The organism is Pseudomonas sp. NFACC46-3 (genome assembly GCF_900114515.1).
Classification (GTDB): domain Bacteria; phylum Pseudomonadota; class Gammaproteobacteria; order Pseudomonadales; family Pseudomonadaceae; genus Aquipseudomonas; species Aquipseudomonas fluorescens_Q.
The window spans coordinates 87,826-113,978 of record NZ_FOTH01000003.1 but is presented as its reverse complement, the minus strand read 5'-3'; the positions used below and the strand labels follow the sequence as shown (position 1 = coordinate 113,978).

Genomic DNA, 26,153 nt, shown 5'->3' with positions numbered 1-26,153 from the left:
CGGATGCGGTAGTCGGTCCGGTATTTTTTTCATGTCTCGACCCCTGGTCGAACCGTTTATTTCAAGTTAAGGAGTGACACCATGCTGGTGATGCGCCCCGCGCAAATGGCTGATCTGGGCGAGGTACAGCGTCTGGCTGCGGACAGTCCGATCGGTGTCACTTCCTTGCCGGATGACGTGGAACGCCTGAGCGACAAGATCGCCGCGAGCGAAGCCTCGTTTGCCGCCGAAGTCAGCTTCAACGGTGAAGAAAGCTATTTCTTCGTCCTTGAAGACACCACGACCGGCAAGCTGGTGGGCTGTTCGGCCATCGTCGCTTCGGCCGGTTATTCCGAACCGTTCTACAGCTTTCGCAACGAGACTTTCGTTCACGCCTCCCGTGAGCTGAAGATCCACAACAAGATCCACGTGCTCTCCCAGTGCCACGACCTGACTGGCAACAGCCTGCTGACCAGTTTCTACGTGGTGCCGGAGCTGGTGGGTTCGCCATGGTCGGAACTCAATTCCCGCGGGCGCCTGCTGTTCGTCGCCAGCCACCCGGAACGGTTTGCCGATTCGGTGGTGACCGAGATCGTCGGCTACAGCGATGAGAATGGCGACTCGCCATTCTGGGACGCCATCGGCCGCAACTTCTTCGACCTCAACTATGCCGCCGCCGAGCGCTTGTGCGGGCTGAAAAGCCGTACCTTCCTCGCTGAGCTGATGCCGCACTACCCGATCTACGTGCCGCTGTTGCCGGATGCCGCCCAAGAGGCCATGGGGCAGGTCCATCCGCGGGCGCAGATCACCTTCGACATCCTGATGCGCGAGGGTTTCGAGACCGATCACTACATCGACATTTTCGACGGTGGCCCGACCCTGCATGCTCGTGTCTCGGGCATCCGCTCGATCGCCCAGAGCCGCGTGGTGCCGGTCAAGATCGGCGAACCGGTCAAGGGTGCCGGCCGCCAGTACCTGGTGGCCAATGCCCAGTTGCAGGATTACCGCGCCGTGCTGCTCGAGCTCGATTACGCGCCGGGCAAGCCTGTGACGCTGGACATGGAAGCGGCCGAAGCCTTGGGCGTCGGCGAAGGTGCCAGCGTGCGCCTGGTAGCCGTATAACGCTTTACAGCTGAGTTTCGCGGGTGGCGCAAGCGACCCGTTTGAGGAGATAGCATGATCGTTCGTCCCGTACGCAGCAGCGATTTACCCGCTCTGATCGCCCTGGCCCGCAGCACGGGCACCGGCCTGACCACCTTGCCGGCCAACGAAGAGCGCCTGGCCCATCGGGTCGGCTGGGCCGAGAAGACCTTTCGCGGCGAAGCCGGGCGCGGTGACGCGGACTACCTGTTCGTGCTCGAAGACGATGACGGTCGCGTGGTGGGCATTTCCGCCATCGCCGGTGCCGTGGGGTTGCGTGAGCCCTGGTACAACTTCCGGGTCGGCCTGACGGTCAGCGCTTCCCAGGAATTGAACATCTATCGGGAAATCCCGACCTTGTTCCTGGCCAACGACCTGACCGGCAATTCCGAGCTGTGCTCGCTGTTCCTGCATGCCGATTTCCGCAGTGGTCTCAATGGCCGCATGCTGGCCAAGGCGCGGCTGTTGTTCATTGCCGAATTCCCACAGCTGTTCGGCAACAAGATCATCGCCGAGATGCGCGGCATGTCCGACGACAAGGGGCGTTCACCGTTCTGGGAAAGCCTGGGCCGACACTTCTTCAAGATGGAATTCAGCCAGGCCGATTACCTCACCGGCGTGGGCAACAAGGCCTTCATCGCCGAGCTGATGCCCAAGTTCCCGTTGTACACCTGTTTCTTGTCCGAAGATGCCCGGGCCGTGATCGGCCAGGTTCATCCGGACACCGAACCGGCATTGTCGATGCTCAAGAGCGAAGGCTTCAGTTACCAGGGTTACGTCGACATCTTCGACGCCGGCCCGGCGGTGGAGTGCGAAACCGGCAAGATCCGCGCGATTCGTGACAGCCAGGCGCTGGTGCTGGCCATCGGTACGCCGGGTGATGACGCCACGCCGTTCATCATTCATAACCGTAAGCGCGAGGACTGCCGCATCACGGCGGCACCGGCGCGCCTGGCTGCGGGCACCCTGGTGGTCGATCCGCTGACTGCCAAACGTCTTCAACTCAATGCCGGCGATCAGGTGCGTGCCGTCGCGTTGTCTGCTGCTCGGGAGTCGAAATAATGAATTCGCTGTACATCGCAGGGAGTTGGCTGGAAGGCCAAGGTGACGTTTTTGAGTCGTTGAACCCGGTGACCCAGCAGGTGCTGTGGTCGGGCAAGGGCGCCACGGCTGCGCAGGTGGAGTCGGCGGTGCAGGCCGCGCGCCAGGCGTTTCCGGGCTGGGCTCGGCGTACGCTGGATGAGCGCATCCAGGTACTGGAAGCCTTTGCCGCGAGCCTGAAAAGCCATGCTGACGAACTGGCCCAGTGCATCGGTGAAGAAACCGGAAAACCGTTGTGGGAAGCGGCGACCGAAGTCACCACCATGGTCAATAAAATTGCCATTTCGGTGCAGAGCTACCGCGAGCGGACCGGTGAGAAGAGCGGCCCCCTGGGCGACGCCACCGCCGTGCTGCGCCACAAGCCCCATGGCGTGGTGGCGGTGTTCGGCCCCTACAACTTCCCCGGTCACTTGCCCAATGGCCACATCGTGCCAGCGCTGCTGGCCGGTAACAGCGTGCTGTTCAAACCGAGCGAGCTGACGCCGAAAGTCGCCGAGCTGACGGTCAAGTGCTGGGTCGAGGCTGGTCTGCCGGCGGGCGTACTGAACCTGCTGCAAGGCGCGCGGGAAACCGGTATCGCCCTGGCGGCCAACTCGGGCATCGACGGGTTGTTCTTCACCGGCTCCAGCCGTACCGGCAATCTGTTGCACCAACAATTTTCCGGGCGTCCGGACAAGATCCTCGCGCTGGAAATGGGCGGCAACAACCCGCTGGTGGTGGATGAGGTGGCCGACGTCGATGCTGCGGTCTACACCATTATTCAGTCCGCTTTCATTTCCGCCGGGCAGCGCTGCACCTGTGCGCGCCGCCTGCTGGTGCCGGAAGGAGCCTGGGGCGATGCCTTGCTGGCGCGCCTGGTGGCGGTCAGCTCGACCCTCGAGGTCGGAGCCTTCGACCAGCAACCGGCGCCGTTCATGGGCTCGGTGATTTCCCTGGCCGCGGCGAAGGCGCTGATGGACGCGCAGAACCATTTGTTGGGCCTGGGCGCCGTGCCGCTGTTGGCCATGACCCAACCCCAGGCCCAGGCCGCATTGCTGACGCCGGGTATCCTCGACGTGACGGCGGTGGCCGAGCGTCCTGACGAGGAGCTGTTCGGGCCGTTGCTGCAGGTGATTCGCTACACGGATTTCCCAGCGGCGATCGCCGAGGCCAACAATACTCAATATGGCCTGGCCGCCGGTTTGCTGTCGGACTCCGAAGCGCGTTACCAGCAGTTCTGGCTGGAGAGCCGTGCCGGTATCGTCAACTGGAACAAGCAACTGACGGGGGCTGCCAGCAGCGCACCGTTCGGCGGTGTCGGCGCTTCGGGCAACCATCGCGCCAGTGCTTATTACGCGGCTGATTATTGCGCGTACCCGGTGGCTTCCCTGGAAACCCCGAGCCTCGTCATGCCGGCTGCCCTGACCCCCGGCGTGAGAATGGTGTGAACCCCGATCGCGAGCAAGCTCGCTCCCACAGGGGGTTGTGCAGTCCTTTGTGGGAGCGAGCTTGCTCGCGATAGCCGCGACGCGGTTGTAATTGATGCCTATAAAAACAGATTCTCGTGGAGCCTCGCTGATGAAATCCTATGAAGTCAACTTTGACGGTCTAGTGGGGCCGACCCATAACTACGGCGGGCTCTCGTACGGCAACGTCGCCTCCCAGAGCAATAGCCAGCAGTCCTCCAACCCCAAGGAAGCGGCGTTGCAGGGCCTGGCGAAAATGAAAGCGCTGATGGACATGGGTTTCCAGCAAGGTGTGCTGGCGCCGCAGGAGCGCCCGGACGTGGCGGCCCTGCGTCGGTTGGGTTTTGCCGGCAGCGATGCCCAGGTCATCCAGCAGGCGGCGAAAGAAGCGATGCCGCTGCTGGTCGCCAGTTGCTCGGCCTCCAGCATGTGGGTGGCCAACGCCGCCACCGTCAGCCCGAGTGCCGACACCGCTGATGGTCGCGTGCATTTCACCGCCGCCAACCTGAATTGCAAATACCACCGCAGCATCGAACATCCGACCACCAGTCGTGTGCTGGGGGCGATGTTCGCCAACCAGCAACACTTCGCCCACCACGCCGCGTTGCCAGCGGTGGCGCAATTCGGCGATGAAGGCGCGGCCAACCACACCCGTTTCTGCCGCGCCTACGGTGAGGCCGGTGTCGAGTTCTTTGTGTTCGGTCGCAGCGCTTTTGACACCCGCTATCCCGCGCCGCAGAAATACCCGGCGCGCCAGACCCTGGAAGCTTCCCAGGCTGTTGCCCGCCTGCACGGGCTGAGGGAGGAGGGCGTGGTGTACGCTCAACAGAACCCATCGGTGATCGACCAGGGTGTGTTCCACAACGACGTGATCGCGGTGGGCAATGGCGAAGTGCTGTTCTATCACGAGGACGCGTTTCTCGAGACCGACAAGATGTTGGCCGAGCTGAGCGCCAAACTCGCCAAAGTCGGTGGGAAATTTCAGTCGGTATGCGTGCCGCGTTCGGCGGTGACGGTGGATGATGCGGTGCGTTCCTACCTGTTCAATAGCCAGTTGCTGTCGCGTCCCGACGGCTCGATGCTGTTGATCGTGCCGGAAGAGTGCCGTGGCAACGAGCGCGTCTGGCAATACCTGCAAGGCCTGACGGGCGCAGGCGGGGTGATTCGCGAAGTGAAGGTCTTCGACCTCAAGCAAAGCATGCAGAACGGTGGTGGCCCGGCTTGCCTGAGGTTACGCGTGGCCCTCAACGAAACCGAGCTGGCGGCCGTCAACCCAGGGGTTATCATGACCGCGCCGCTGTACGATTCGCTGACCCAATGGGTCGAGCGGCACTACCGCGACCGCATGACCGAAAACGATCTGGCAGACCCTCAGTTGCTGCTCGAATGCCGTGGGGCACTGGATGAACTGACACAAATCCTTAAACTTGGCTCGGTTTATCCTTTCCAGATCAATTGAAAGCGCGCGCGACCTGACTACAGTCAAAGCAGGGCGCGTTGCCTTATCCCCAGACGAGAATGTAAAGACATGAGCGATACCTTGCAGCTGATCCTTGAAGACACCGACGGCACCCAACTGGAAACCTCCTGCACCCGCGTAGCGGTGATGTGGCAAGGCAAGGAGTTGTGGATCCAGCAGGATGGCCGTGGTCAGTTGCTGATCGGCGTCGATGTCGAGGAAGGGGACGAGGAATACGCCAACCTGTTGTTGCGTCCATTGGCGACCAACCTGGTCAGCCTGCAACTGGAAATGGAACCGGCGGACGTCGGCGACGATGACCATGTCCATGGCCCGGATTGCGGCCACGACCATTAAGGAAACCGCGCTATGCTCGCCCTCGGCAAACTGCTTGAACTGACCCTCGCCGGCCGTGAACCGGCGGAGAAGACTCAACTGACTGTCGAAGGCGTACGGATGCGCTGGTTGAGCGAGGGCGCGCTGGAGGTCAAGCCGCCCGAAGCCCGGGATAACGGTCTGGACCTGCTGCTGTCGGCCGGTATCCACGGCAACGAAACCGCGCCGATCGAGCTGCTCGACCGCTTGCTGCACGACATCGCCCGTGGCCATTTGAAGCCGCGGGCGCGCATTCTGTTCCTGTTCGGCAACCCCGAGGCCATACGGCGCGGTGAGCGTTTCGTCGAACAGGACGTCAACCGCCTGTTCAATGGCCGCCATGAGCTGAGCGGCGGTCCTGAGGCGCTACGGGCCTGCGAGCTGGAGCGCTTGGCCGCCAGTTTCTTCAGCCGGCCAGAACGCAGTCGCTTGCATTACGACCTGCACACCGCCATCCGCGGCTCGAAGATCGAGCAGTTCGCCCTCTACCCGTGGAAAGAAGGTCGCCAGCATTCACGCCGTGAACTGGCACGCCTGCGTGCCGGGGGCATGGAGGCGGTGTTGCTGCAGAACAAGCCGTCCATTGTGTTCAGCGCCTACACCTACGACCAGCTCGGTGCCGAGTCCTTCACCCTGGAACTGGGCAAGGCTCGGCCATTCGGACAGAACGACGGGGTCAACGTCAGTCTGCTGGAAACCCGCCTGCAACAGATCATCGAGGGCAACGAGCCGGAGCTGGATGAAGGGCTCGATGGCCTGCAGCTGTTCAGCGTGGCCCGGGAAATCATCAAGCACAGCGACAGTTTCCGCCTGAACCTGCCGGCGGACATCGAGAACTTCTCGGAATTGGGGAAAGGCTACGTGCTGGCCGAAGACATCGCCCAGACCCGCTGGGTGATCGAAGAAGAGGGCGCCCGGATCATCTTTCCCAACCCCAAGGTCAAGAATGGCTTGCGGGCTGGCATCCTGATTGTGCCGGCGACCGACGAAAACCTGATCTAAAACCCACACCGAACCATTGTGGGAGCGAGCTTGCTCGCGATAGCGGTGTTCCAGTCAATGTTGCAGGTGACTGGTACCCGGTCATCGCGAGCAAGCTCGCTCCCACAGGTTTTTAGCGGCCTTTAGACCGCTACCGCCCGCTGCTCACTACGGCGCAACGCCCGGGTCTTGTGCAACGTATCGGCGCAGGTCTTCGCCGCTTCCTGGCCCTTGTGCACGAAATGCTCGAAGAAGAACTTCTGATGTTCTTCCCCGGCATGGAAGTGATGCGGCGTGAGCACGACCGAGAACACCGGCACTTCGGTTTCCAGCTGGACCTGCATCAGGCCGCTGATCACCGATTGGGCGACGAATTCGTGACGGTAGATGCCACCGTCCACCACCAGGCCGGCGGCGACAATGCCGGCGTAGCGGCCTGACTTGGCCAGCAGCTTGGCGTGCAGCGGAATCTCGAAGGCGCCACCGACTTCGAAGAAGTCGATATCACTTTCCTGGTAACCCTGGATGATCATTTCGGCGACGAAGCCTTTACGGCTCTGGTCGACGATTTCCTTGTGCCAGCAGGCCTGGATGAACGCGATGCGCTCGCCCGGATGACTTTTGCTTTTGCTGTCGATTGCAGTGGGTTGCATGTTCTGGTTCCTGTTTGTGTGAAAAACAGGGCGTCATGAATCGAAGGGGATTCGAGGGTACGCCGCGCACGGACAGTCGCAGTCGGCCCTTGGATATCAATCCCGTTCTCTCTTCATCCGGACTATGACCGTCGGCCCCGGAATCACACCGGGTCTGCTGACCTTGTCGCTACACCCCAAAAAGCGGTGCACCACCAAGCGCTCGCGGGCTATGCACGTTGCGTGCAATTACCGCCGGTGGGGAATTACACCCCGCCCTGAGAACGTTTTTGCCGCCATGGTTTGGGGCGGCTGGGGATTTTTAACACATATTTCAGCGCAACGCATGACCTGGATGTCCCGAGAACACTGTGGCGAGGGAGCTTGCTCCCGCTGGGCTGCGAAGCGGCCCCAAGATTTTGCGGCTGCTTCGCACCCGAGCGGGAGCAAGCTCCCTCGCCACGGAATATTCCTCCAGTCGGTCTTGATTAATCGTCGCCATACCCGCAGTAATTACCCTTCGAAAGGGAATTCCCCCACCAGAACCCGAGGCCAGATTCATGAGTGTTATCGATCTTCGCAGCGACACGGTCACCCAACCCAGCGCCGGCATGCTGGATGCCATGGCCAGCGCGCCTACCGGTGACGATGTGTACGGGGAAGACCCGACCGTCAATCGCCTTGAGGCCGAACTGGCCGCGCGCCTGGGATTTGCCGCAGCGTTGTTCGTGCCCACGGGGACCATGAGTAACCTGTTGGGGTTGATGGCCCACTGCGAGCGCGGCGACGAATACATCGTCGGCCAGCAGGCCCACACCTACAAATACGAAGGTGGCGGGGCGGCGGTGCTGGGTTCGATCCAGCCTCAGCCCCTCGAGGTGCAAGCGGACGGTTCCCTGGACTTGGCGCAAGTGGCCGCGGCGATCAAGCCCGATGACTTCCACTTTGCCCGCACCCGCCTGCTGGCCCTGGAAAACACCATGCAGGGCAAGGTGCTGCCACTGGAATACCTGGCCCGGGCCCGGCGTTTCACCCAGGAACATGGCCTGGCCCTGCATTTGGACGGGGCGCGGCTGTACAACGCCGCGGTCAAGCTGAATGTCGACGCCCGGCAGATCACGCAGCATTTCGATTCGGTGTCGGTGTGCTTGTCCAAGGGCCTCGGCGCGCCGGTGGGCTCGGTCCTGTGCGGCAGCGTCGAGCTGATCGGCAAGGCCCGTCGGCTGCGCAAGATGGTCGGCGGCGGCATGCGCCAGGCCGGGATTCTCGCGGCGGCGGGGCTGTACGCCCTGGAACATCAGGTCCAGCGCCTGGCCGATGACCACGCCAATGCCCAGCGGCTCGCCGAGGGCTTGCGAGCGGCGGGTTACGAGGTCGAGCCGGTGCAGACCAACATGGTCTACGTGCAAATGGGCGAGCGGGCCGAGGCGATCAAGGCATTTGCCGATGAACGGGGCGTCAAGCTCAGCGCTGCGCCACGCCTGCGAATGGTGACGCACATGGACGTGAGCGCGGCGCAAATCGACCAGGTGGTCGCCACTTTCGTCGAATTTTCCCGCCACTGACCCGTCAACCGGGCCAATTGACAGTTTCTATCGCATAAACACGCTGTACCCCACGCGCAGGGCCGATATAATGCGGCCCTTTGCCGTTGCTTCGTCTGTTGACGTTTTGCACAGGCCTTTGGCCGCAGCCTCCGTGGAAGAACCTAATGAAAAGCGCAGAAATCCGTGAAGCCTTCCTTCGCTTCTTCGAAGAGCAAGGCCACACCCGAGTAGCCTCCAGCTCTTTGATTCCGGGCAACGACCCGACCCTGCTGTTCACCAACGCGGGGATGAACCAGTTCAAGGACTGCTTCCTGGGCCAGGAAAAACGTGCCTACACCCGTGCGGTGAGCAGCCAGAAGTGCGTGCGTGCCGGCGGCAAGCACAACGACCTGGAAAACGTCGGTTATACCGCTCGTCACCACACCTTCTTCGAAATGCTGGGTAACTTCAGCTTCGGTGACTATTTCAAGCGCGACGCCATCACCTTCGCCTGGACCTTCCTGACCTCCGACAAGTGGCTGAACCTGCCCAAGGAGAAGCTCTGGGTCACGGTCTACGCCACCGATGACGAAGCCTATGACATCTGGACCAAACAGGTCGGTGTCCCGGCCGAGCGCATGGTGCGTATCGGCGACAACAAAGGTGCGCCTTACGCCTCCGATAACTTCTGGACCATGGGCGACACCGGCCCGTGCGGTCCGTGCACCGAGATTTTCTACGATCACGGCGCCGACATCTGGGGCGGCCCACCCGGCTCGCCGGAAGAAGACGGCGACCGCTACATCGAGATCTGGAACAACGTGTTCATGCAGTTCAACCGCACCGCCGATGGCGTGTTGCATCCGCTGCCAGCGCCGTCGGTCGACACCGGCATGGGCCTGGAGCGGATCAGTGCGGTGCTGCAGCACGTTCACTCCAACTACGAAATCGACCTGTTCCAGAGCTTGCTGAGCGCGTCGGCCCAGGCTATCGGTTGCACCAATGACAACCAGGCCTCGCTCAAAGTGGTCGCCGACCACATCCGTTCCTGCGGCTTCCTGATTGCCGACGGTGTGCTGCCTTCCAACGAAGGTCGTGGCTATGTGCTGCGCCGGATCATCCGCCGCGCCTGCCGTCACGGCAACAAGCTGGGCGCCAAGGGCAGCTTCTTCTATCAGATCGTTGCGGCATTGGCGGCCGAGATGGGCGACGCTTTCCCGGAACTCAAGTCCCAGCAAGCGCATATCGAGCGCGTGCTCAAGGCTGAAGAAGAGCAATTCGCCAAGACCCTGGAGCAAGGCCTGAAGATCCTCGAGCAGGACCTGGCCGAGCTCAAGGGCAACGTGGTCCCGGGCGACGTGGTGTTCAAGCTGTACGACACCTATGGCTTCCCGATGGACCTGACCGGCGACATCGCCCGCGAACGCAACCTGACCCTCGACGAGGAAGGGTTCGAGCGCGAGATGGAAGCCCAGCGGGTGCGCGCGCGTTCCGCCAGCTCCTTTGGCATGGACTACAACAGCCTGGTCAAGGTAGACGTGGCCACCGAGTTCACCGGTTATGCGGGCACCACCGGCTCGGCCAAGATCGTCGCCATCTATAAGGATGGGCAATCGGTCGACATCCTGAGCGAAGGCCAGGAAGGCGTGATCGTGCTGGACAAGACTCCGTTCTACGCCGAATCCGGCGGCCAGATCGGCGACAGCGGTTACCTGCAGGCCGGCAGCTCGCGTTTCGACGTGCGTGACACCACCAAGACCGGCGGCGCCTTCCTGCACCACGGCGTGCTGGCGTCGGGCAGCCTGATGATCGCCGCCCCGGTGGCCGCCCATGTCGACGCCGACGTTCGGCATGCCACGTCGCTGAATCACTCCGCTACGCACTTGCTGCACGCGGCGTTGCGCCAGGTGCTGGGCGAGCATGTCCAGCAGAAGGGTTCGTTGGTGGACAGTCAGCGCCTGCGCTTTGACTTCAGCCATTTCGAGGCCATCAAGCCTGAGCAGCTCAAGGCGCTGGAAGAAATCGTCAACGCCGAGATTCGCAAGAACTCCCCGGTGGAAACCGAAGAAACCGACATCGAGACCGCCAAGCGCAAGGGCGCGATGGCGTTGTTCGGCGAGAAGTACGGCGACAGCGTGCGCGTACTGAGCATGGGCGATTTCTCCGTTGAACTGTGCGGCGGTATCCACGCCAACCGCACCGGCGACATCGGCCTGATGAAAATCATCAGCGAAGGTGGCGTGGCATCCGGTGTGCGCCGGATCGAAGCGGTCACCGGCGCCGCAGCCCTGGCGTACCTCAACGCGGCTGAAGAACAACTCAAGGAAGCGGCAACCCTGATCAAGGGCAGCCGCGACAACCTGATCGACAAGCTGTCGGCTGTGCTGGAGCGCAACCGCCTGCTGGAAAAGCAACTCGAGCAGTTGCAGGCCAAGGCCGCCAGCGCCGCGGGCGACGATCTGTCGGCCCAGGCCGTGGACGTCAAGGGCGTGAAGGTGCTGGCCGTGCGTCTGGACGGCCAGGATGGCAAGGCACTGCTGGCGCTGGTCGATCAACTGAAAAACAAACTCGGCCGCGCAGTGATCCTGCTCGGCAGTGTCCATGAGGAAAAGGTCGTTCTCGTCGCAGGCGTGACCAAAGACCTGACTGGCCAACTCAAAGCCGGTGATTTGATGAAGCAAGCCGCTGCAGCAGTGGGCGGCAAGGGCGGTGGTCGTCCGGACATGGCGCAAGGCGGTGGTACCGACGTCGGCGCCCTGGACGCGGCACTGGCCCAGACCGTTGCATTCGTAGAGCAGGGTATTTAAGGCAGCGTCGCGGGCTCGTGGTCTAGTGACGAGCCCGGCCGCTGTTTGAGTGATTTATTGGGCGCCCTTCATGGGCAGAGGCGGCTTTGAAATGGCTTTGATCGTACAGAAATTTGGAGGCACCTCGGTCGGCACTGTCGAGAGAATCGAACAAGTCGCCGACAAGGTTAAGAAATTCCGTGAAGCGGGCGATGACCTGGTGGTTGTGCTGTCGGCAATGAGCGGCGAGACCAACCGTCTGATCGATCTGGCCAAGCAAATCAGCGGCGACCAGCAACCGGTTCCCCGTGAGCTGGACGTGATCGTTTCCACTGGCGAGCAGGTGACCATCGCCTTGCTGGCCATGGCGCTGATCAAGCGTGGCGTGCCAGCGGTGTCCTACACCGGCAACCAGGTGCGTATCCTGACGGACAGCGCGCACAACAAAGCGCGTATCCTGCAGATCGACGACCAGAAGATTCGCGGCGACCTGAAGGCTGGCCGTGTCGTGGTCGTCGCTGGTTTCCAGGGCGTGGACGAGCAGGGCAATATCACCACCCTCGGCCGTGGCGGTTCCGACACCACCGGGGTTGCCCTGGCGGCGGCCCTCAAGGCTGACGAATGCCAGATCTACACCGATGTGGACGGTGTCTACACCACTGACCCACGGGTGGTGCCTGTGGCCCAGCGGCTGGACAAGATCACGTTCGAAGAAATGCTGGAAATGGCCAGTCTCGGTTCGAAGGTGTTGCAGATCCGGGCGGTCGAATTCGCCGGCAAGTACAACGTTCCGCTGCGCGTTCTGCACAGCTTCAAAGAGGGTCCGGGCACCCTCATTACTATTGATGAAGAGGAATCCATGGAACAGCCGATCATTTCCGGCATCGCTTTCAACCGCGATGAGGCCAAGCTGACCATCCGTGGCGTGCCAGACACCCCCGGCGTGGCGTTCAAGATTCTCGGCCCGATCAGTGCCGCGAACATCGAAGTCGACATGATCGTGCAGAACGTCTCGCACGATAACACCACTGACTTCACCTTCACCGTGCACCGCAACGACTACCAGTCTGCCGAAGCGATCCTGAAAAAGACCGCTGGCGAGATCGGTGCCCGGGAAGTGGTGGGTGATACCAAGATCGCCAAGGTCTCGATCGTCGGTGTCGGCATGCGTTCCCACGCAGGCGTGGCCAGCCGCATGTTCGAATCCCTGGCCAAGGAAAGCATCAACATCCAGATGATCTCTACCTCGGAAATCAAGGTTTCCGTGGTGATCGAAGAGAAGTACCTGGAACTGGCCGTGCGCGCCCTGCACACGGCTTTCGAACTCGACGCTGCTGCCCAGCCGGGCGAGTAAAAAGCGTTGTCTGGAGGGCGCGGCTGGACCGCGCCCTCTGTTTTTCTGAATGGCGCGTCCCAAAACTGTTCTTTTGCCCGCGCTGGTCAATACTAGGCCTGTAGGCTTCGACCGTTTCGGTTGTAGGTCCAATGCCTTTTTTTTGCAGACTGTTGTCCCTTAAGTGAATTGCGTGAGGAGAAAGGTATGCTGATTCTGACCCGTCGGTGTGCAGAAAGCCTGATTATTGGCGATGGCGAAATCACCGTGACCGTGCTCGGCGTCAAAGGAAACCAAGTGCGTATCGGCGTCAATGCCCCGAAAGAGGTTGCTGTACACCGCGAGGAAATTTACCTGCGTATCAAGAAAGAGAAGGACGACGAACCAAGCCATTAATTTTTATCGATTTTTATGTTTGCAAACGGGGATGAAGGTGGTTAATATACGCCCCGTGTTGCGGAGAGCTGGCCGAGTGGCCGAAGGCGCTCCCCTGCTAAGGGAGTACACCTCAAAAGGGTGTCGGGGGTTCGAATCCCCCGTTCTCCGCCATTATTCGTTTAGTGCGTCAAAACCTGGCTTGCTCAGTAAGTGATTGAAATTACTGAAAAAAGCGCTTTACAAAAGGAATTGACGACCTATAATGCGCGGCAACAAATGCACTCGTAGCTCAGCTGGATAGAGTACTCGGCTACGAACCGAGCGGTCACAGGTTCGAATCCTGTCGAGTGCACCAAACACCAAAAAGCCCGCGTTAAACGCGGGTTTTTTGCTGTCTACGATTTGCCTTTCACGCATCCCCTCTCATCGAACACGACCTCTGCGCTGCGGCCTTTCTTCGCCTTGTAGGTATAGCGCGTGCTCGAATTCCGAACTTTGATCGAGTCTGGCTTGCCCAGGGCGCTCTCTACGTCCCGCTGGCTCATGCCGGCGATGATGCGTCGGCCCAGGATGGCGTCGCGGCGTCGCCTGGCGTCGATGAGGTTCCCGCAGCGGTCCTGGAACTGGCCAATCACGGTCGGTTCCTTGCGCGTGGTTTTGTTGCTGGATGTTTGTCCGCGCTCCGCTTCAGGCAACATCGCCTCGGTCGTCGGTTTGATTGTCGGTTCGATCGAACCTGGGCGATACGGATGGATCTGTTGTAGTGACAGAGCTTCTCCCGGGCCGCAGCTCAGGGTGGTGAATGTCACGTGCCCTGCGATGTTTTCGCAGCGATGCACGGTCTGCCCGGCAGCCCATAAAGGCAAGCAGGCGAGCAGGAACAGGCAGTGGTTGAGGTGCATCCGGTCGTCCTCCTTGACGGTGCAGAAGAGAAGAGTAGTCGCCGCATTTCTGCCGCGGCGTGTGTTTTCTTTTCCGGATAAGTCGTCGTAAAGGAACAGGTTCAGCCTGTGTTCAGGTTTGTCTCGCAAGCGCTTGTTCTTGCCATGATTTTTTAGCGTTTTAAAGCGTCAAGCGGTGTATGATTGCGCCCGTCAGCCCCGCCGGGGCTTTGGAATATATCCATGGACTTACCCAGTAGTTACTCAATATTAAGTTTTGCCAATCATGAATTAACTGATTGATGCTTCCGGCGTGCTCCACTGCTGGGAGTGGAGTTCGCCTATGACCCAAGTAGAAGTAAAAAAAACGCAGGAAAGCCTTCAGGATCGTCTCGCTCAAGTCGTTGAGCTGCTGCAGCGCCAGCGGGTCGTCGAAGACCTGACGCATCGCCAGGAAGGCCCGCATCATGACCGGGTCGAGAACCTGGTCCACCGGCAGAATCTCGTCGAGCTGCAACGCAAGCTCGATGACCTGCACTCCGCCGACGTTGCCTACATTCTTGAAGCCTTGCCACTGGAAGAGCGTCTGACGGTCTGGCAGTTGGTCAAGGCTGATCGCGACGGTGACATCCTGCTCGAAGTGTCGGACTCGGTTCGGGAAACCCTGATCGCCGACATGGATGATCACGAGTTGCTGGCGGCGGCCAAGGAAATGGACGCCGACGAACTCGCCGACCTTGCGCCCGAACTGCCGCGGGACGTTGTCCACGAACTGATGGAAGCCCTCGACGGCCAGCAGCGCGAGCGTGTGCGCTCGGCGTTGTCCTATGACGAGGAGCAGGTCGGTGCGCTGATGGACTTCGAGATGGTGACGATCCGCGAGGATGTCAGCCTTGAAGTGGTCTTGCGCTACCTGCGTCGCCTCAAGGAACTGCCGGGGCATACTGACAAACTGTTTGTGGTCGACTACGACGGCGTGCTCAAGGGCGTGCTGCCCATCAAGCGTTTGCTCGTCAACGACCCGGAAAAGCAGGTGGCCGAGGTCATGGCCAGCGATCCGGTGAGTTTCCATCCGGACGAAGACGCCTACGATGCGGCCCAGGCGTTCGAACGTTATGACTTGATTTCTGCACCGGTGGTCGACAAGAACGGCAAGCTGATCGGCCGTCTGACCATCGATGAAATGGTCGACTTGATTCGTGAGGAAAGCGAAAGCGAAGTCCTCAACATGGCCGGTCTGCGCGAAGAAGAAGACATCTTCGCCTCGGTCTGGAAGTCCCTGCGTAACCGCTGGGCCTGGCTGGCGATCAACCTGATCACGGCGTTTGTCGCTTCCCGGGTCATCGGCCTGTTCGAAGGCTCCATCGAGAAGCTGGTGGCGCTCGCGGCGCTGATGCCTATTGTCGCCGGTATCGGTGGCAACTCCGGTAACCAGACCATCACCATGATCGTCCGTGCCATGGCACTGGACCAGGTCAGCACCGGCAATACCTCGCGATTGATGCGCAAGGAACTCGCGGTTTCCTTGATCAACGGCGTGATTTGGGGGGGAGTGATTGGTGTGGTGGCTTACCTGCTTTATGGCAGTTGGTCGCTGGGGGTGGTCATGACGGCCGCAATGACGCTCAACCTGCTGCTGGCGGCATTGATGGGGGTCTTGATCCCCATGACCCTGGCCCGCATGGGGCGCGATCCTGCCATGGGTGCCAGTGTCATGATTACCGCGGTGACCGACAGCGGCGGGTTCTTCATTTTCCTGGGGTTGGCGACGATTTTCCTGCTCTGAGTCGCTCATCGAAAAAACCGCCTGTTTGGCGTAATACTGTCCACATAGAAAAAACGGCGCTTCCTTCAGAAATGGGAGGCGCCGTTTTTTTTGCGTTTCTTTTGGTTTGCGGGGCGTCAAGAACCAAAGACACGAGCAGCAGGCAGGTCCAGCCCCTATGCAACTGCAGCACCGCTATCGCGAGCACATTGACACATCGCCTTCGCGAGTCTGTTTGGCGGTTTTTTCATCACGCAAAATCCCCTGCGCATCACTGCATCAACGCCAGTCGTGCAGCCAGTAGCACAAAGGCTGCCGAGAATAGCCGGCGTATCCACTGCAACACGGATGGACGCTCCAGAACATGGCGGCGCATCGATGCGCAGAGCACGCCATAGATGACGAAGACGACAAAGGTGATCGCCATGAAGATGAAGCTCAGTTGCAACATGCGCCACATGGCATCCGTTTCTCCTGGCGCGAGAAATTGCGGTAGAAAGGCCAGGAAAAAAATCGACAGTTTTGGATTCAGCAGATTGACCAAGATGCCCGAAAAAATCACCGCGCCGTTCGAACGTGGGGTCTTGTGCGGATCAATATGCAATGCCCCATGGCTCTGGAGCGTGCTCCATGCCATCCACAGCAGGTAAGCGACGCCAAGGTACTTGATGATCTCGAAGGCCAGTGGGCTTGTGTGCAGCAGTGCAGCGAGGCCCGTGATGGCTGCCAGCATGTGCGGCACGATCCCCAGGGTACAACTCAATGCCGCTATCACGCTTGCGCGCCAGCCCCGGGCCAGGCCGGCTGCCACTGTATAGACCACGCCAGTGCCAGGCGAGGCCGCCACGATCAGGGAAGTGATAAAAAATTCGAGGTTCATGCGACGCCGACCTTGGCAGTTGTGAAGTCTCCAGCCTGCCTGCTGTGAGGAGGGGCGTCTTGAACGAAATTGCAGGTTGCTACGGGTGTCCTTGGCGGGCGTACATGCCCGGTGAGAATCCAAAGCTGCGCACGAAGCATCGAGTCATATGGCTCTGATCGGCGAAACCGCTGGCCAGGGACGCATCGGCCAGCGGCATGCCTGCAGCGATCAGTTGTCGTGCTCGGTGGATGCGTCGTTGCAGCAGATAGGCGTGGGGTGTCAAACCGGTCAGGCGGGTGAAGGCGCGTACCAATTGAAAGCGGCTTAAATCGGCCTCCCTGGCGAGCAGGGCAAGCGACATGGACGACTGCGGATCGTCGTCGATCAAGGCTTTTGCACGGTTTGCCGCGACCTTCGGCAAACACGATATCGGCATGGAGCGATCCAGCAAATGTTCGAGCAAAAGCACGAGCGTTTCTTCGATCTTCAGGTGAGCGCCAAATTCCTCGGCTTGAGCGAGGGCTTGATACAACGTGCGGAACAACTCTGCCGCACGGGGGCTTTGCAGCACCGGATAAGCGAATTCCTGGGCACAGATGCCTCCATCGTTCTGCATATCCTTGAATGCCTGCGCAATCAGCAGCGGGTCGAAATACAGCATCTGCCAACGACGCGTTCCGTTTCCGATGGGCGCGCCGTCATGCACTTCGGCGGGGTTGACCGATATAAGGTCGCCAGCCGTCGCTTCTACCTGGCCTCGGCCGCTGGCTGAACGTTGCGCCCCGCGCACAAGCAAGCCAATGCCAAAATGTTCGTGCATGTGCCGGGCGAACGTTCGATCTGAATCGGCCTCGACGATTTCCACGCCCAGTCCTGGAATTCTTTGGATCTTGAATGCGTGACCTGTCATGCAGGCCTCCATGCCCGTACTTTTTAGAGGATCAATTTAGCATCACTGCCATGGATCAGCAGTGGCGTTGGTTCGATGGCTCTATGAGTGCTTGAAAAGCAGGCTGAGGCCAAACGCCAGGCAAAAAAAAGCCAGCACGAGGCTGGCTTGAGTATTTTTGGGCTATCAGGTCGCGTCTGCGGCCATTTCTGCGTCATGGGCAATCAGCGAAACGAGGGCGTTCTGCTGGCGATGGGAGAGTTGTCGGAAGCGTTGAAGCAGTTCGCGCTCATGCAATGATAGCTCTGGACTGTCCAGGCGCATGCTCAACTCTTCACCCAACGCGCCTTCCTGAATAAGGCTTTGCTCAAGACGCGCGATGATTTCAGAGTTCATGCTGCGGTGATGATTGCGAGCCACTTCGGCAATGCGTTCCCGCATTCCGTCTGGCAGACGTACGACGAACTTGTCAGCCGTACGGCTGGAATAAATTGCCTGTTTCAATGGGCGCATATATTTAACCGGTTAGTTCAGGGGAGCGGTTCTCGGGATTGGCCGCAGGATGTCGATAGGACAAGCTCCATTGCCAAATGTTCAACCTGAATTGTTAAGAGGCCCGCATCATGCCTCAAAATTGCCAGATCATTGGCGCCAATTCTGTGACAAATTCTGATCGGGGTAAAGGCGTTCTGCCAGTATCCTTCATCAAAAAATGCGGACTGGTTGGTAAAAAACAACAGGTTCGCATTTGTGACCGTCGAATTGTGTCTATGTGCCATACCGTCTGGCGGATAACGGAAATGGACAAAAACCTGTGCCATCCCTGTCTTGTACAGGATAGTGGCAAATGGCCGATTTACTAGGATGAGCGAGCCAGGACAGATGAATGGCGGCCCGCGCTCGGCGTCCAGAATCTGCCAGCCTTACAGGGGAGTACTATTTGCCTACACTTAAAAAGCCATGGGCGACATGACAAACGCAGGGCAGGTCGTTAACATGCACGCCGTCCTGCGCACCGCATCTCTTGTGGTCGACTCGTGTCTCAGTAGCTCAATTGGATAGAGCATCCCCCTCCTAAGGGGAAGGTTGGCAGTTCGAACCTGCCCTGGGACACCATATTAATCAAAGATTTAGCGAATTTTTTGCCCGGCTCTCGTTTTTTTTTCCTGGTCCCCACTTCTTAATGCATTCTTTGTGGCGAGGGAGCTTGCTCCCGCTCGGTTGCGCAGCAGCCGTCAAAAAACGGGTCCGCTGCGCGGCCCAGCGGGAGCAAGCTTTCTCGCCACGGTCTGATTTTCTGCACTCGGTTTTCCCTACAGCTTCCCCTTAACGGAACGCCATTTCCTGCCGATAACCCGATGAGCCCGGTTGTCTCCTGCGTTTTGGCTCGCAATGTGCGTCACGACACAGCCAGGCCAAGCGATTGCTGAAATCCCTTGAACGTTGCTGGCTGGTGGCTATCATCTGCGCGCCTCGGGCTTGTGACACGGCGTTTCGTTGTTATGCCATTGGGTTATTTTTTTACTTGCCTGGACATCCTCGATGCTGGCGTACCACCAAAAAAGTTTTCTGATCGTCGATGATTTCTCGGATTTCCGCAGTTCGATCCGGTCCATGCTGCGTGAGCTGGGCGTCAAGGACGTGGACACCGCCGACACCGGTGAAGTGGCGCTGCGCATGTGCTCGCAGAAGCGTTATGACTTCATCTTGCAGGACTATCACCTGGGCGACGGGCGCAAGAATGGCCAGCAGGTGCTGGAAGACCTGATGGTCGAGAAGCTGATCAGCCATGAAAGTGTGTTTCTCATGGTGACCGCCGAGACCAGCCAGGCGATGGTGCTCAGTGCCCTGGAGCATGAGCCCGATGCGTACCTGACCAAACCGTTCAACCGCTCCGGCCTGGCCCAGCGGCTGGAGCGGTTGGAGCAGCGCAAGACCCTGCTCAAGCCGATCCTGCAGGCCCTCGATCGTGGCAAGCCGATGGACGTGCTCAATGCCTGCATCGCCTTGTGCAAGCAGGACCCGCGCTACGGGCCGTTGTGCCTGCGTTATCGGGCCGATGCGTTGCGCGACCTGAATCAGAACGAGGCCCTGGAGCGTCTGTACAACTCCATCCTCGCGGATCGCCCGTTGCCGTGGGCTTACGCGGGGCTGGGCAAGTTGATGTTCAAGCGCGGCCAGGTGGGGCAGGCCAAGGCCGTTTATGAAAAGGCCCTGAAAGTCTTTCCAATGATGCCGGCGTTGTACGATGGCATGGCCGAAGTGTTGATGGCCGAAGGTGACACCAAGCAGGCGCAGCACGTGCTGGAAGAGGCGGTGCGCCTGTCGCCGCTGGCGGTGCGCCGTCAGTCGTTGCTGGGCAAGTTGGCGATGACCAACGAAGACTACGACACGGCTTCCCGGGCTTATCGCCAGGCGGTCGGGCAGGGCGCGCAGTCGCGCTTCAAGGATCCGGAAAGCAACCTCGGCCTGGCCCATGCGCTGATCAGCAAGGGCAGCGAAAAAGGCCTCGATACCCGCACCCGGCTGGAGATCAACACCACGCTCAGTGCCGTGGCGAAGGAGAACCTCAACGACCCGGGGTTGCAGGTCCGGGCGCGGCTGATGAAGGCCACCAGCCTGTTGCTCAACGATGCCGAAACCGCCGAGAAGCTCACCGAACAGGCTTTGCAGCGCCTCGATGGCATGGAGCAATTCATGAGCGCCGAGGCCGCGTTGCTGGTGGCCAAGCAGTTACAAATGCTTGGCCAGGCCAGCGCCGGCGAGTCGATGCTCAAGAACTGCGCGGAAATCTACGGTGATGACCCGACGGTGATGCAAGGCATCGCCAAGCTGACCGACGACCCGAACATTCTCAATCAAGGCAATGCCGCCGCCGAGCTGAACCGCGAAGGCGTGCGGGTCTACAAGACCGGCGCGTTGCCGGAGGCGCGGGAGCTGTTCCGCCGCGCCCTGAAGATGCAACCGAAGAACATCAGTATTGCCCTGAACATGGCGCAATCGCTGCTGCATGGCACCGACACCAGCGTGGAGTCGGAACTGCTGCAGGAGTGTCGCGCCTGCCTGAAACTGGTGGGCATGATGCCCGACACCGATGCGCGTTTTGCGCGCTATCAAAAACTGCGAAGCAAGGCATTTGGCGATGAATGACAGCGAACAGGTCCTCGATTTTTCCACGGTGATCGCATCGACCGTGCACGACATGAAGAACTCCCTGACCTTGCTCATGCAGACGCATACGCAATGGCTCGAGCGCTTGCCCGACGCCGAGCGCCAGACCTCGGAGCAAGGCGTCATCGAGTTCGAATTCGCCCATCTCAATGGTTTGCTGGTGCAACTGCTGGGGCTGTACAAGCTCGGTGTCAACCAGTTGCCGCTGCACCCGGCCTACCATGAGCTGGATGACTTCATCGAGGCGCAACTGGCCGGCCATCAGGACGTGTTCCGCAGTCGCGGGATCATGGTCACCTATGAAGTCGATCCGCTCAGCCCCTTGGGTTTTTTCGACCGTGAACTGATTGCTTCGGTGCTCGACAATTGCATCAATAATGCCATTCGCCATGCGCGCCAGGCGCTGCTGATCAGTGTGAGCGACGAGGCTGGGCAACTGGTGCTGACCCTCAATGACGACGGCGAAGGTTACCCGCCTGAGATGATCGAGCGTCAGGCCGAGTACGTGCAAGGCATCAACCACAGCAGCGGCAGCACCGGGCTGGGTCTGTACTTCGCCGCGCGGATCGCCAGGCTGCACCAGCGCGGCGGCGTGAGCGGGCGTACCGAGATTGCCAATGGCGGTGTGTTGGGTGGTGGGGTGTTCCGGCTTTACTTGCCTTGAACGTGCGCTCATAAATACGCAGCCCCCACAAATCCCCACACTGAATCTCACATTCCCGCGCTCGGTGTTTATTGTCTGTGGGTGCTTGATATTCCGAACAGCCGAAGCCTATTTTGTACGGGTTGCCGTTCGCGGCTCGCACATAACAAGGATTGCGTCATGACGACCGATGGCCAGCGTTCACTCGCGCAGCGACTGACGGGCATTGATGAGATTGAATGTGTCACGCCGGATTTGAATGGCGTGCCGCGGGGCAAGGTAATGACCGCTGAGGGTTTCCTCGAAGGCCGGCGGTTGCAGTTGGCGCGGGGCGTGCTGCTGCAATGCATCATGGGCGGTTATCCGCCGTCGCGTTTCTACGGCAGCGACGACGGCGACCTGGCGCTGGTGGCCGATCCGAAACAGATTCATCGCCTGCCTTGGAGCCAGCAGCCCCGTGCCCTGGCGATCTGCGATGCCGACGAGTTGACCGGTGAAAGCTCCCGGCTCTCGACGCGCGGCCAGCTCAAGGCCGTTGTCGCGCGCTATGCCGCCCTTGGCCTGGCGCCGGTGGTAGCGACCGAGCTGGAATTTTTCGTATTCGCCCCCAACCCGGACCCGACCCAGCCGTTCCAGCCGCCAATGGGCCTGGATGGGCGTCGCGAAGACGGCCATTCGGCGTTCAGCGTCAGCTCCAACAATGGCCTGCGCCCGTTCTTCAGTGAAGTCTATGCCTGCATGGCGGCGCTGGGCCTGCCTCGCGACACCTTCATGCATGAAATGGGCGTAAGCCAGTTCGAGATCAATCTGCTGCACGGCGATCCGCTGTTGCTGGCCGACCAGACGTTCCTGTTCAAGCACCTGCTCAAGGAAGTGGCCCTCAAGCACGGCCTGACGGTGGTCTGCATGGCCAAGCCCCTGGCCCACACACCGGGCAGTTCGATGCACATCCATCAGAGCGTCGTCGAGGCGGACAGCGGTCGCAACGTCTTCAGCGACGAAGCGGGCGAACCGACGGCGACTTTCCGGCATTTCATCGGTGGGCAACAGGCGTGCCTGGCGGATTTCACCGCGCTGTTCGCGCCGAACGTGAATTCCTACCAGCGCCTGTGCCACCCGTTCGCCTCGCCGAACAATGCCTGCTGGTCCCATGACAACCGTTCGGCCGGGTTGCGGATTCCTGCCAGCTCGCCGGTGGCCCGGCGGGTCGAGAACCGCTTGCCGGGCGCCGATGCCAACCCCTACCTGGCGATTGCCGCCAGCCTGGCCGCCGGGCTGTATGGGATTGAACATCGGCTGGAGCCGAGCGCGGCGATCCAGGGTGAATTCGAAGTGCCGGATAAACTGTCGTTGCCATGTACCTTGCATGCCGCCTTGGAGCGTCTGAAGCGTAGTCATCTGGCGAAGGAACTGTTTGGTACGGAGTTCATCGAAGGCTACATCGCCTCCAAGACCCTGGAGCTGACCAGCTTCTTCGATGAAATCACGCCTTGGGAGCGACGTGTCCTCGCGGCCCAGGCATAACGAACCGTCGCATTCGGGCTATCTTCAACAGGTAGCCCTTACTCACCTCAAGGAGCCGCTCGGAACGCCGATGCGCCAAATCTGGAAACCTTTTCGAGCGCTTTATTTCGCTTCGCTGATGATGTTGATCGGCTCGGGCCTCTTGAGTACTTACTTGGCCTTGCGCCTGGCCGCCGACCATGTGGACAGTCTCTGGGTCGGTGCGCTGATGGCCGCCAACTATTTCGGCCTGGTGCTGGGGGGCAAGATCGGCCATCGGCTGATCGCCCGCGTCGGGCACATCCGCGCCTATTCGGCCTGCGCCGGGATTGTCGGGGCGGCCGTGCTGGGCCATGGCTTGGTGGACTGGCTGCCGGCCTGGGTCGTGCTGCGGATGATTGTCGGCCTCGGAATGATGTGCCAGTACATGGTCATCGAGAGCTGGCTCAACGAGCAAGCCGATGCCAAGCAGCGTGGGGTGGTGTTCAGCGGCTATATGATCGCCTCGTACCTGGGGTTGGTGCTGGGTCAGTTGATCCTGGTCATGCACCCGGCCCTGGGGCCTGAGCTGTTGATGCTGGTGGCGTTGTGCTTCGCCTTGTGCCTGGTGCCGGTGACACTGACCCGGCGGATTCACCCGGCGGCGCTGCATCCGGCGCCCATGGAGCCGCGCTTCTTCATCAAGCGTGTGCCACAGTCATTGAGTACGGTGCTGGGCTCCGGATTGATCGTCGGCTCGTTCTATGGTCTGGCGCCGCTGTATGCCTCTCAGCAGGGTCTGTCGACCGAGCAGGTCGGTCTGTTCATGGGTAGCTGCATCTTCGCCGGACTGCTGGTGCAGTGGCCCCTGGGCTGGCTGTCCGATCGATATGACCGGGCGCTGCTGATCCGCTGCTTTGCGCTGGTCCTGACGATCTGTGCGCTGCCATTGGCGATTCTTCCGACGGTGCCGCTGGAGGTGCTGTTCGTCGCGGGGTTCTTCTGTTCGCTGGTGCAGTTCTGCCTGTATCCGCTGGCGGTAGCGTTCTCCAACGACCACGTCGAAGCTGATCGAAGGGTGTCCCTGACCGCGATGCTGCTGGTGACCTACGGCGTGGGAGCCAGCATCGGGCCGCTGGTGGCCGGCGTGCTGATGAAAATGTTCGGCAGCCAGATGCTCTACGGCTTTTTCGCTTTCTTCGCCTTGGTACTGGTGTGGCGGATCCGACCGAAAGCGGTGACCAACCTGCATCAGGTCGATGACGCACCGCTGCATCACGTGGCGATGCCGGACAGCATGTCGAGTTCGCCTTTGGTGGCGTGTCTTGATCCGCGGGTGGATGAGCAGGTGGTGCAGGAGCAGATGCAGGCGCCGGCCAATCCGGACGTGGAGCCCGAGCCGGCCACTGAGGCTGCGGCCGAGGCTGAAACTGAAACCGAGGCGCCCGAGACACCGAGTTTTACCCAGGCCAGGCCTTGAAGCAGGCATAAAAAAACGGGCAGTCGCCGTAAGGGACTGCCCGTTTTTCATGCCTCGAAAAATCAGAGGTCGTCTTTATCGAAGCGCCGGGCTTCTCGTTGGAGCTGGTAGACGAACCGCTCGACCTGCCGTTGCACCAAGCCACTGATGTTATGGAAGCGTACACCGGCGAACGTGGTGTTGATCCTTTCTTCGAAATGCAGGTAACGCAGCTCGACTGGCGCGGTCATGTTGCCAAAAGGCAGGGCCGCGATGAAACGCTCATACACCTGGCCCAATTGCAGACGCTCCGTGATGTCGCCGTCAAAGCGCAATTTGCAACCGGTGGCGGAGATGTCCAGCAACTTGCCATCTACGGGGGACTTGAGCTTGTCGCCGCCCAGTTCAACGCTTACCAGTTGTGCCAGTTTCAGGGCGGCGCGGAAGGCGTTGCGACGTTGGTGGTAGACCACTTCGTCGGGCAGGGCGCCGCGATAGCAGCGACCGTCGCTGGATTCATCGATGGTCAGTGGACCCTTGCCATCCCAGGCGATACGCACGCCGTCATGAAAACCCTCGACACGAAACGGCTCGCCAGCCAGCAGGAAACGCTCGCCGTCCCGGGGGATCATTTCATCCAGGGCGATGGAGTTGGTCTCGCGATCGACGTTGACCAGATAGCTCTGGAAGCGCTGGCTACGTTCGTGGAAGGTGATGATCAGTGGGTCGTGGCTCTCTTGCAGCATCCGCAGGTTGCCGGAGATTTCCAGGGGCGTGGTGAGGACCTTGGGGGGCTGCGGAGCATCATCCGCGTTTGATGCATTGAACACGGTGAGTCAATCTCCAGGCAAAATACGACTACGAATGGCCGGCATTTTGCCAGCATGTATCGCGCGTTGATAGAGCGAAGGCATTGTTCGTTTCATGCCTGGCTGAGCGGGCGGTGCTTGACCATTCTGGCCGTTGAACCGCTAGCGTCATACAGCGTCGGGATCTCGCCACCGTTGAGAATGCGCAACTGGTTGGCGGTGGCGGCCTGCTGCATCAGGATCGACTGGCCGTTGCGGGCGTTGGTTGCCTGGCATTGGGCGAGCAGGTCGTTGAGTACTTTGCTCTGGGAGCGCAGCTGATCGCCGATCGTCGACTGGCTGGCCAGTTGCTCGAGGCCGTCATGGCTGGCAGGCAGGTTGAGGCTGGCGAGGATCTCGCTGCGTTTGCGGCCATGCTGGTCAAGCAAGATGATCAATGCCTGTTTCTGCGCCAGGATATTCTCCAGCAGAGGCATGTCACGACCGTGCAGTGCCACGGATTCGGCCTGCAACAATTCCAGTAGCTGTTGCGCTGGAACGAAGTCGTCGATGATCAATTGCAATAAATGAGTGTCGTGCATGGCTGGCCTTGGGTCTTAGCGTCCAAAAGCCTGGCGCAGGCGGCGGCCTAGCGCTGGGCTTCGAAGTTGAGCAGTTTGCTGGCTACGCGGTTGCTGTCGACTTTGTAGCTGCCATCGGCGATTGCTGCTTTCAACTCGGCCACGCGGGCGTTGTCGACGACAGGTTGATCGCGCAGCTTGTCAGTGACCTTCTGCAACTGCTGAGCCTCATTGCTGAGGTGTACCGACTCCCCATTGCTGACTTGGTCGGCTGGTGTAGACAGCGGCGCGGATTTGCCGGCTTCGGCGGTTTCCTTGGTAGCGCTGGTACGCGTAGTGCCTGTCAGCGGTGAAGAGCTGTTTAAACGATTGAAATCGATGACCATGGTAAAAAACCTCTGGGTATTTGGACGCTTGCCATGTTTTCGGCCATTCCCAAAAAAACTTTAGGCTCATTTATTCAATGAACGTGCGCACGTCTGCGCTTGCCTTTGCGT

General features: G+C 60.3%; 23 protein-coding genes, 3 tRNA genes and 1 riboswitch. Of the genes, 18 read left to right on the top strand and 8 right to left on the bottom strand.

Annotated features, from left to right (window positions below):
- Nucleotides 1-81 precede the first annotated feature (81 nt).
- The 6 genes from aruF (at nt 82) to astE (ending at nt 6,501) form a co-directional block, all read left to right on the top strand.
- On the top strand, nt 82-1,101 hold the full coding sequence (aruF, locus tag BM300_RS06055; RefSeq protein ID WP_092145236.1) for an arginine/ornithine succinyltransferase subunit alpha: 1,020 nt from the start codon (nt 82-84) through the stop codon (nt 1,099-1,101).
- Nucleotides 1,102-1,155: 54 nt separating this feature from the next.
- A complete protein-coding gene (gene astA / locus BM300_RS06050; protein ID WP_063324712.1) occupies nt 1,156-2,181 on the top strand; it encodes an arginine N-succinyltransferase in 1,026 nt (341 codons plus the stop codon).
- Nucleotides 2,178-3,647, top strand: a complete 1,470-nt coding sequence (gene astD / locus BM300_RS06045) for a succinylglutamate-semialdehyde dehydrogenase (RefSeq protein ID WP_170862025.1) — start codon at nt 2,178-2,180, stop codon at nt 3,645-3,647. Before astA ends, astD begins: the two co-directional genes overlap by 4 nt.
- A gap of 130 nt (nt 3,648-3,777) precedes the next feature.
- A complete protein-coding gene (astB, locus tag BM300_RS06040; RefSeq protein WP_092223563.1) occupies nt 3,778-5,124 on the top strand; it encodes an N-succinylarginine dihydrolase in 1,347 nt (448 codons plus the stop codon).
- Nucleotides 5,125-5,193: 69 nt separating this feature from the next.
- Nucleotides 5,194-5,481 carry a hypothetical protein gene (locus BM300_RS06035; RefSeq protein ID WP_003178862.1) on the top strand — a complete coding sequence of 96 codons (288 nt, stop codon included), beginning with the start codon at nt 5,194-5,196 and terminating at the stop codon, nt 5,479-5,481.
- 12 nt (nt 5,482-5,493) lie between these two features.
- On the top strand, nt 5,494-6,501 hold the full coding sequence (astE, locus tag BM300_RS06030; RefSeq protein WP_003204782.1) for a succinylglutamate desuccinylase: 1,008 nt from the start codon (nt 5,494-5,496) through the stop codon (nt 6,499-6,501).
- A gap of 122 nt (nt 6,502-6,623) precedes the next feature.
- On the opposite strand, the gene BM300_RS06025 is transcribed toward astE, so the two are convergent.
- Nucleotides 6,624-7,133 carry a 6,7-dimethyl-8-ribityllumazine synthase gene (locus BM300_RS06025; RefSeq protein ID WP_092462314.1) on the bottom strand — a complete coding sequence of 170 codons (510 nt, stop codon included), beginning with the start codon at nt 7,131-7,133 and terminating at the stop codon, nt 6,624-6,626.
- Nucleotides 7,134-7,233: 100 nt separating this feature from the next.
- Nucleotides 7,234-7,402: riboswitch (FMN riboswitch) on the bottom strand.
- Nucleotides 7,403-7,672: 270 nt separating this feature from the next.
- On the opposite strand from BM300_RS06025, the gene ltaE reads away from it, so the two are divergent.
- From ltaE to BM300_RS05995, 6 genes are all read left to right on the top strand, one after another.
- On the top strand, nt 7,673-8,677 hold the full coding sequence (gene ltaE / locus BM300_RS06020) for a low-specificity L-threonine aldolase (protein ID WP_092145245.1): 1,005 nt from the start codon (nt 7,673-7,675) through the stop codon (nt 8,675-8,677).
- A 146-nt stretch (nt 8,678-8,823) separates the two neighbouring features.
- Nucleotides 8,824-11,445 carry an alanine--tRNA ligase gene (gene alaS / locus BM300_RS06015; protein WP_092145247.1) on the top strand — a complete coding sequence of 874 codons (2,622 nt, stop codon included), beginning with the start codon at nt 8,824-8,826 and terminating at the stop codon, nt 11,443-11,445.
- A 91-nt stretch (nt 11,446-11,536) separates the two neighbouring features.
- Entirely contained in the window at nt 11,537-12,778 is a 1,242-nt protein-coding gene (locus BM300_RS06010) for an aspartate kinase (protein ID WP_014339802.1), read from the top strand.
- A 186-nt stretch (nt 12,779-12,964) separates the two neighbouring features.
- Nucleotides 12,965-13,153, top strand: a complete 189-nt coding sequence (gene csrA / locus BM300_RS06005; protein WP_003178872.1) for a carbon storage regulator CsrA — start codon at nt 12,965-12,967, stop codon at nt 13,151-13,153.
- A gap of 62 nt (nt 13,154-13,215) precedes the next feature.
- Nucleotides 13,216-13,306, top strand: a tRNA-Ser gene (locus BM300_RS06000).
- Between the two features lie 107 nt (nt 13,307-13,413).
- A tRNA-Arg gene (locus tag BM300_RS05995) sits at nt 13,414-13,490 on the top strand.
- Nucleotides 13,491-13,530: 40 nt separating this feature from the next.
- Here BM300_RS05995 and BM300_RS05990 read toward each other — a convergent pair.
- Nucleotides 13,531-14,037: a cell envelope protein SmpA gene (locus tag BM300_RS05990; RefSeq protein WP_092462312.1), complete on the bottom strand. Its 507-nt coding sequence runs from the start codon at nt 14,035-14,037 to the stop codon at nt 13,531-13,533.
- A gap of 322 nt (nt 14,038-14,359) precedes the next feature.
- Here BM300_RS05990 and mgtE point away from each other — a divergent pair, with 322 nt between their 5' ends.
- Nucleotides 14,360-15,802 carry a magnesium transporter gene (gene mgtE, locus BM300_RS05985; RefSeq protein ID WP_072346428.1) on the top strand — a complete coding sequence of 481 codons (1,443 nt, stop codon included), beginning with the start codon at nt 14,360-14,362 and terminating at the stop codon, nt 15,800-15,802.
- Between the two features lie 250 nt (nt 15,803-16,052).
- On the opposite strand, the gene BM300_RS05980 is transcribed toward mgtE, so the two are convergent.
- The 3 genes from BM300_RS05980 to BM300_RS05970 form a co-directional block, all read right to left on the bottom strand.
- The gene (locus BM300_RS05980; RefSeq protein ID WP_092145252.1) at nt 16,053-16,661 is read right to left on the bottom strand and encodes a LysE family translocator; all 609 of its coding nucleotides are present in this window, start codon (nt 16,659-16,661) and stop codon (nt 16,053-16,055) included.
- 79 nt (nt 16,662-16,740) lie between these two features.
- Entirely contained in the window at nt 16,741-17,508 is a 768-nt protein-coding gene (locus BM300_RS05975; RefSeq protein ID WP_256575804.1) for an AraC family transcriptional regulator, read from the bottom strand.
- Between the two features lie 210 nt (nt 17,509-17,718).
- On the bottom strand, nt 17,719-18,045 hold the full coding sequence (locus BM300_RS05970) for an Arc family DNA-binding protein (protein WP_003204761.1): 327 nt from the start codon (nt 18,043-18,045) through the stop codon (nt 17,719-17,721).
- Between the two features lie 526 nt (nt 18,046-18,571).
- Here BM300_RS05970 and BM300_RS05960 point away from each other — a divergent pair.
- The 5 genes from BM300_RS05960 (at nt 18,572) to BM300_RS05940 (ending at nt 24,308) form a co-directional block, all read left to right on the top strand.
- Nucleotides 18,572-18,648, top strand: a tRNA-Arg gene (locus BM300_RS05960).
- Nucleotides 18,649-19,074: 426 nt separating this feature from the next.
- A complete protein-coding gene (locus BM300_RS05955; protein WP_063324722.1) occupies nt 19,075-20,682 on the top strand; it encodes a tetratricopeptide repeat-containing response regulator in 1,608 nt (535 codons plus the stop codon).
- Entirely contained in the window at nt 20,675-21,367 is a 693-nt protein-coding gene (locus BM300_RS05950) for a sensor histidine kinase (RefSeq protein WP_063324723.1), read from the top strand. The genes BM300_RS05955 and BM300_RS05950 overlap by 8 nt, the downstream gene beginning before the upstream one ends.
- Nucleotides 21,368-21,628: 261 nt before the next feature.
- Nucleotides 21,629-22,870 carry a glutamine synthetase family protein gene (locus BM300_RS05945; protein WP_170862024.1) on the top strand — a complete coding sequence of 414 codons (1,242 nt, stop codon included), beginning with the start codon at nt 21,629-21,631 and terminating at the stop codon, nt 22,868-22,870.
- A gap of 70 nt (nt 22,871-22,940) precedes the next feature.
- On the top strand, nt 22,941-24,308 hold the full coding sequence (locus BM300_RS05940) for an MFS transporter (RefSeq protein WP_063324725.1): 1,368 nt from the start codon (nt 22,941-22,943) through the stop codon (nt 24,306-24,308).
- 62 nt (nt 24,309-24,370) lie between these two features.
- On the opposite strand, the gene BM300_RS05935 is transcribed toward BM300_RS05940, so the two are convergent.
- From BM300_RS05935 to flgM, 3 genes are all read right to left on the bottom strand, one after another.
- Nucleotides 24,371-25,117 (bottom strand): flagellar brake protein, encoded by a 747-nt coding sequence (locus BM300_RS05935; protein WP_003204744.1) that lies wholly within the window; start codon nt 25,115-25,117, stop codon nt 24,371-24,373.
- A 92-nt stretch (nt 25,118-25,209) separates the two neighbouring features.
- Complete coding sequence (locus tag BM300_RS05930; protein ID WP_072346436.1) at nt 25,210-25,677, bottom strand: flagella synthesis protein FlgN; 468 nt, start codon at nt 25,675-25,677, stop codon at nt 25,210-25,212.
- Nucleotides 25,678-25,724: 47 nt separating this feature from the next.
- Nucleotides 25,725-26,042: a flagellar biosynthesis anti-sigma factor FlgM gene (gene flgM, locus BM300_RS05925; RefSeq protein ID WP_063324728.1), complete on the bottom strand. Its 318-nt coding sequence runs from the start codon at nt 26,040-26,042 to the stop codon at nt 25,725-25,727.
- Nucleotides 26,043-26,153 lie beyond the last annotated feature (111 nt).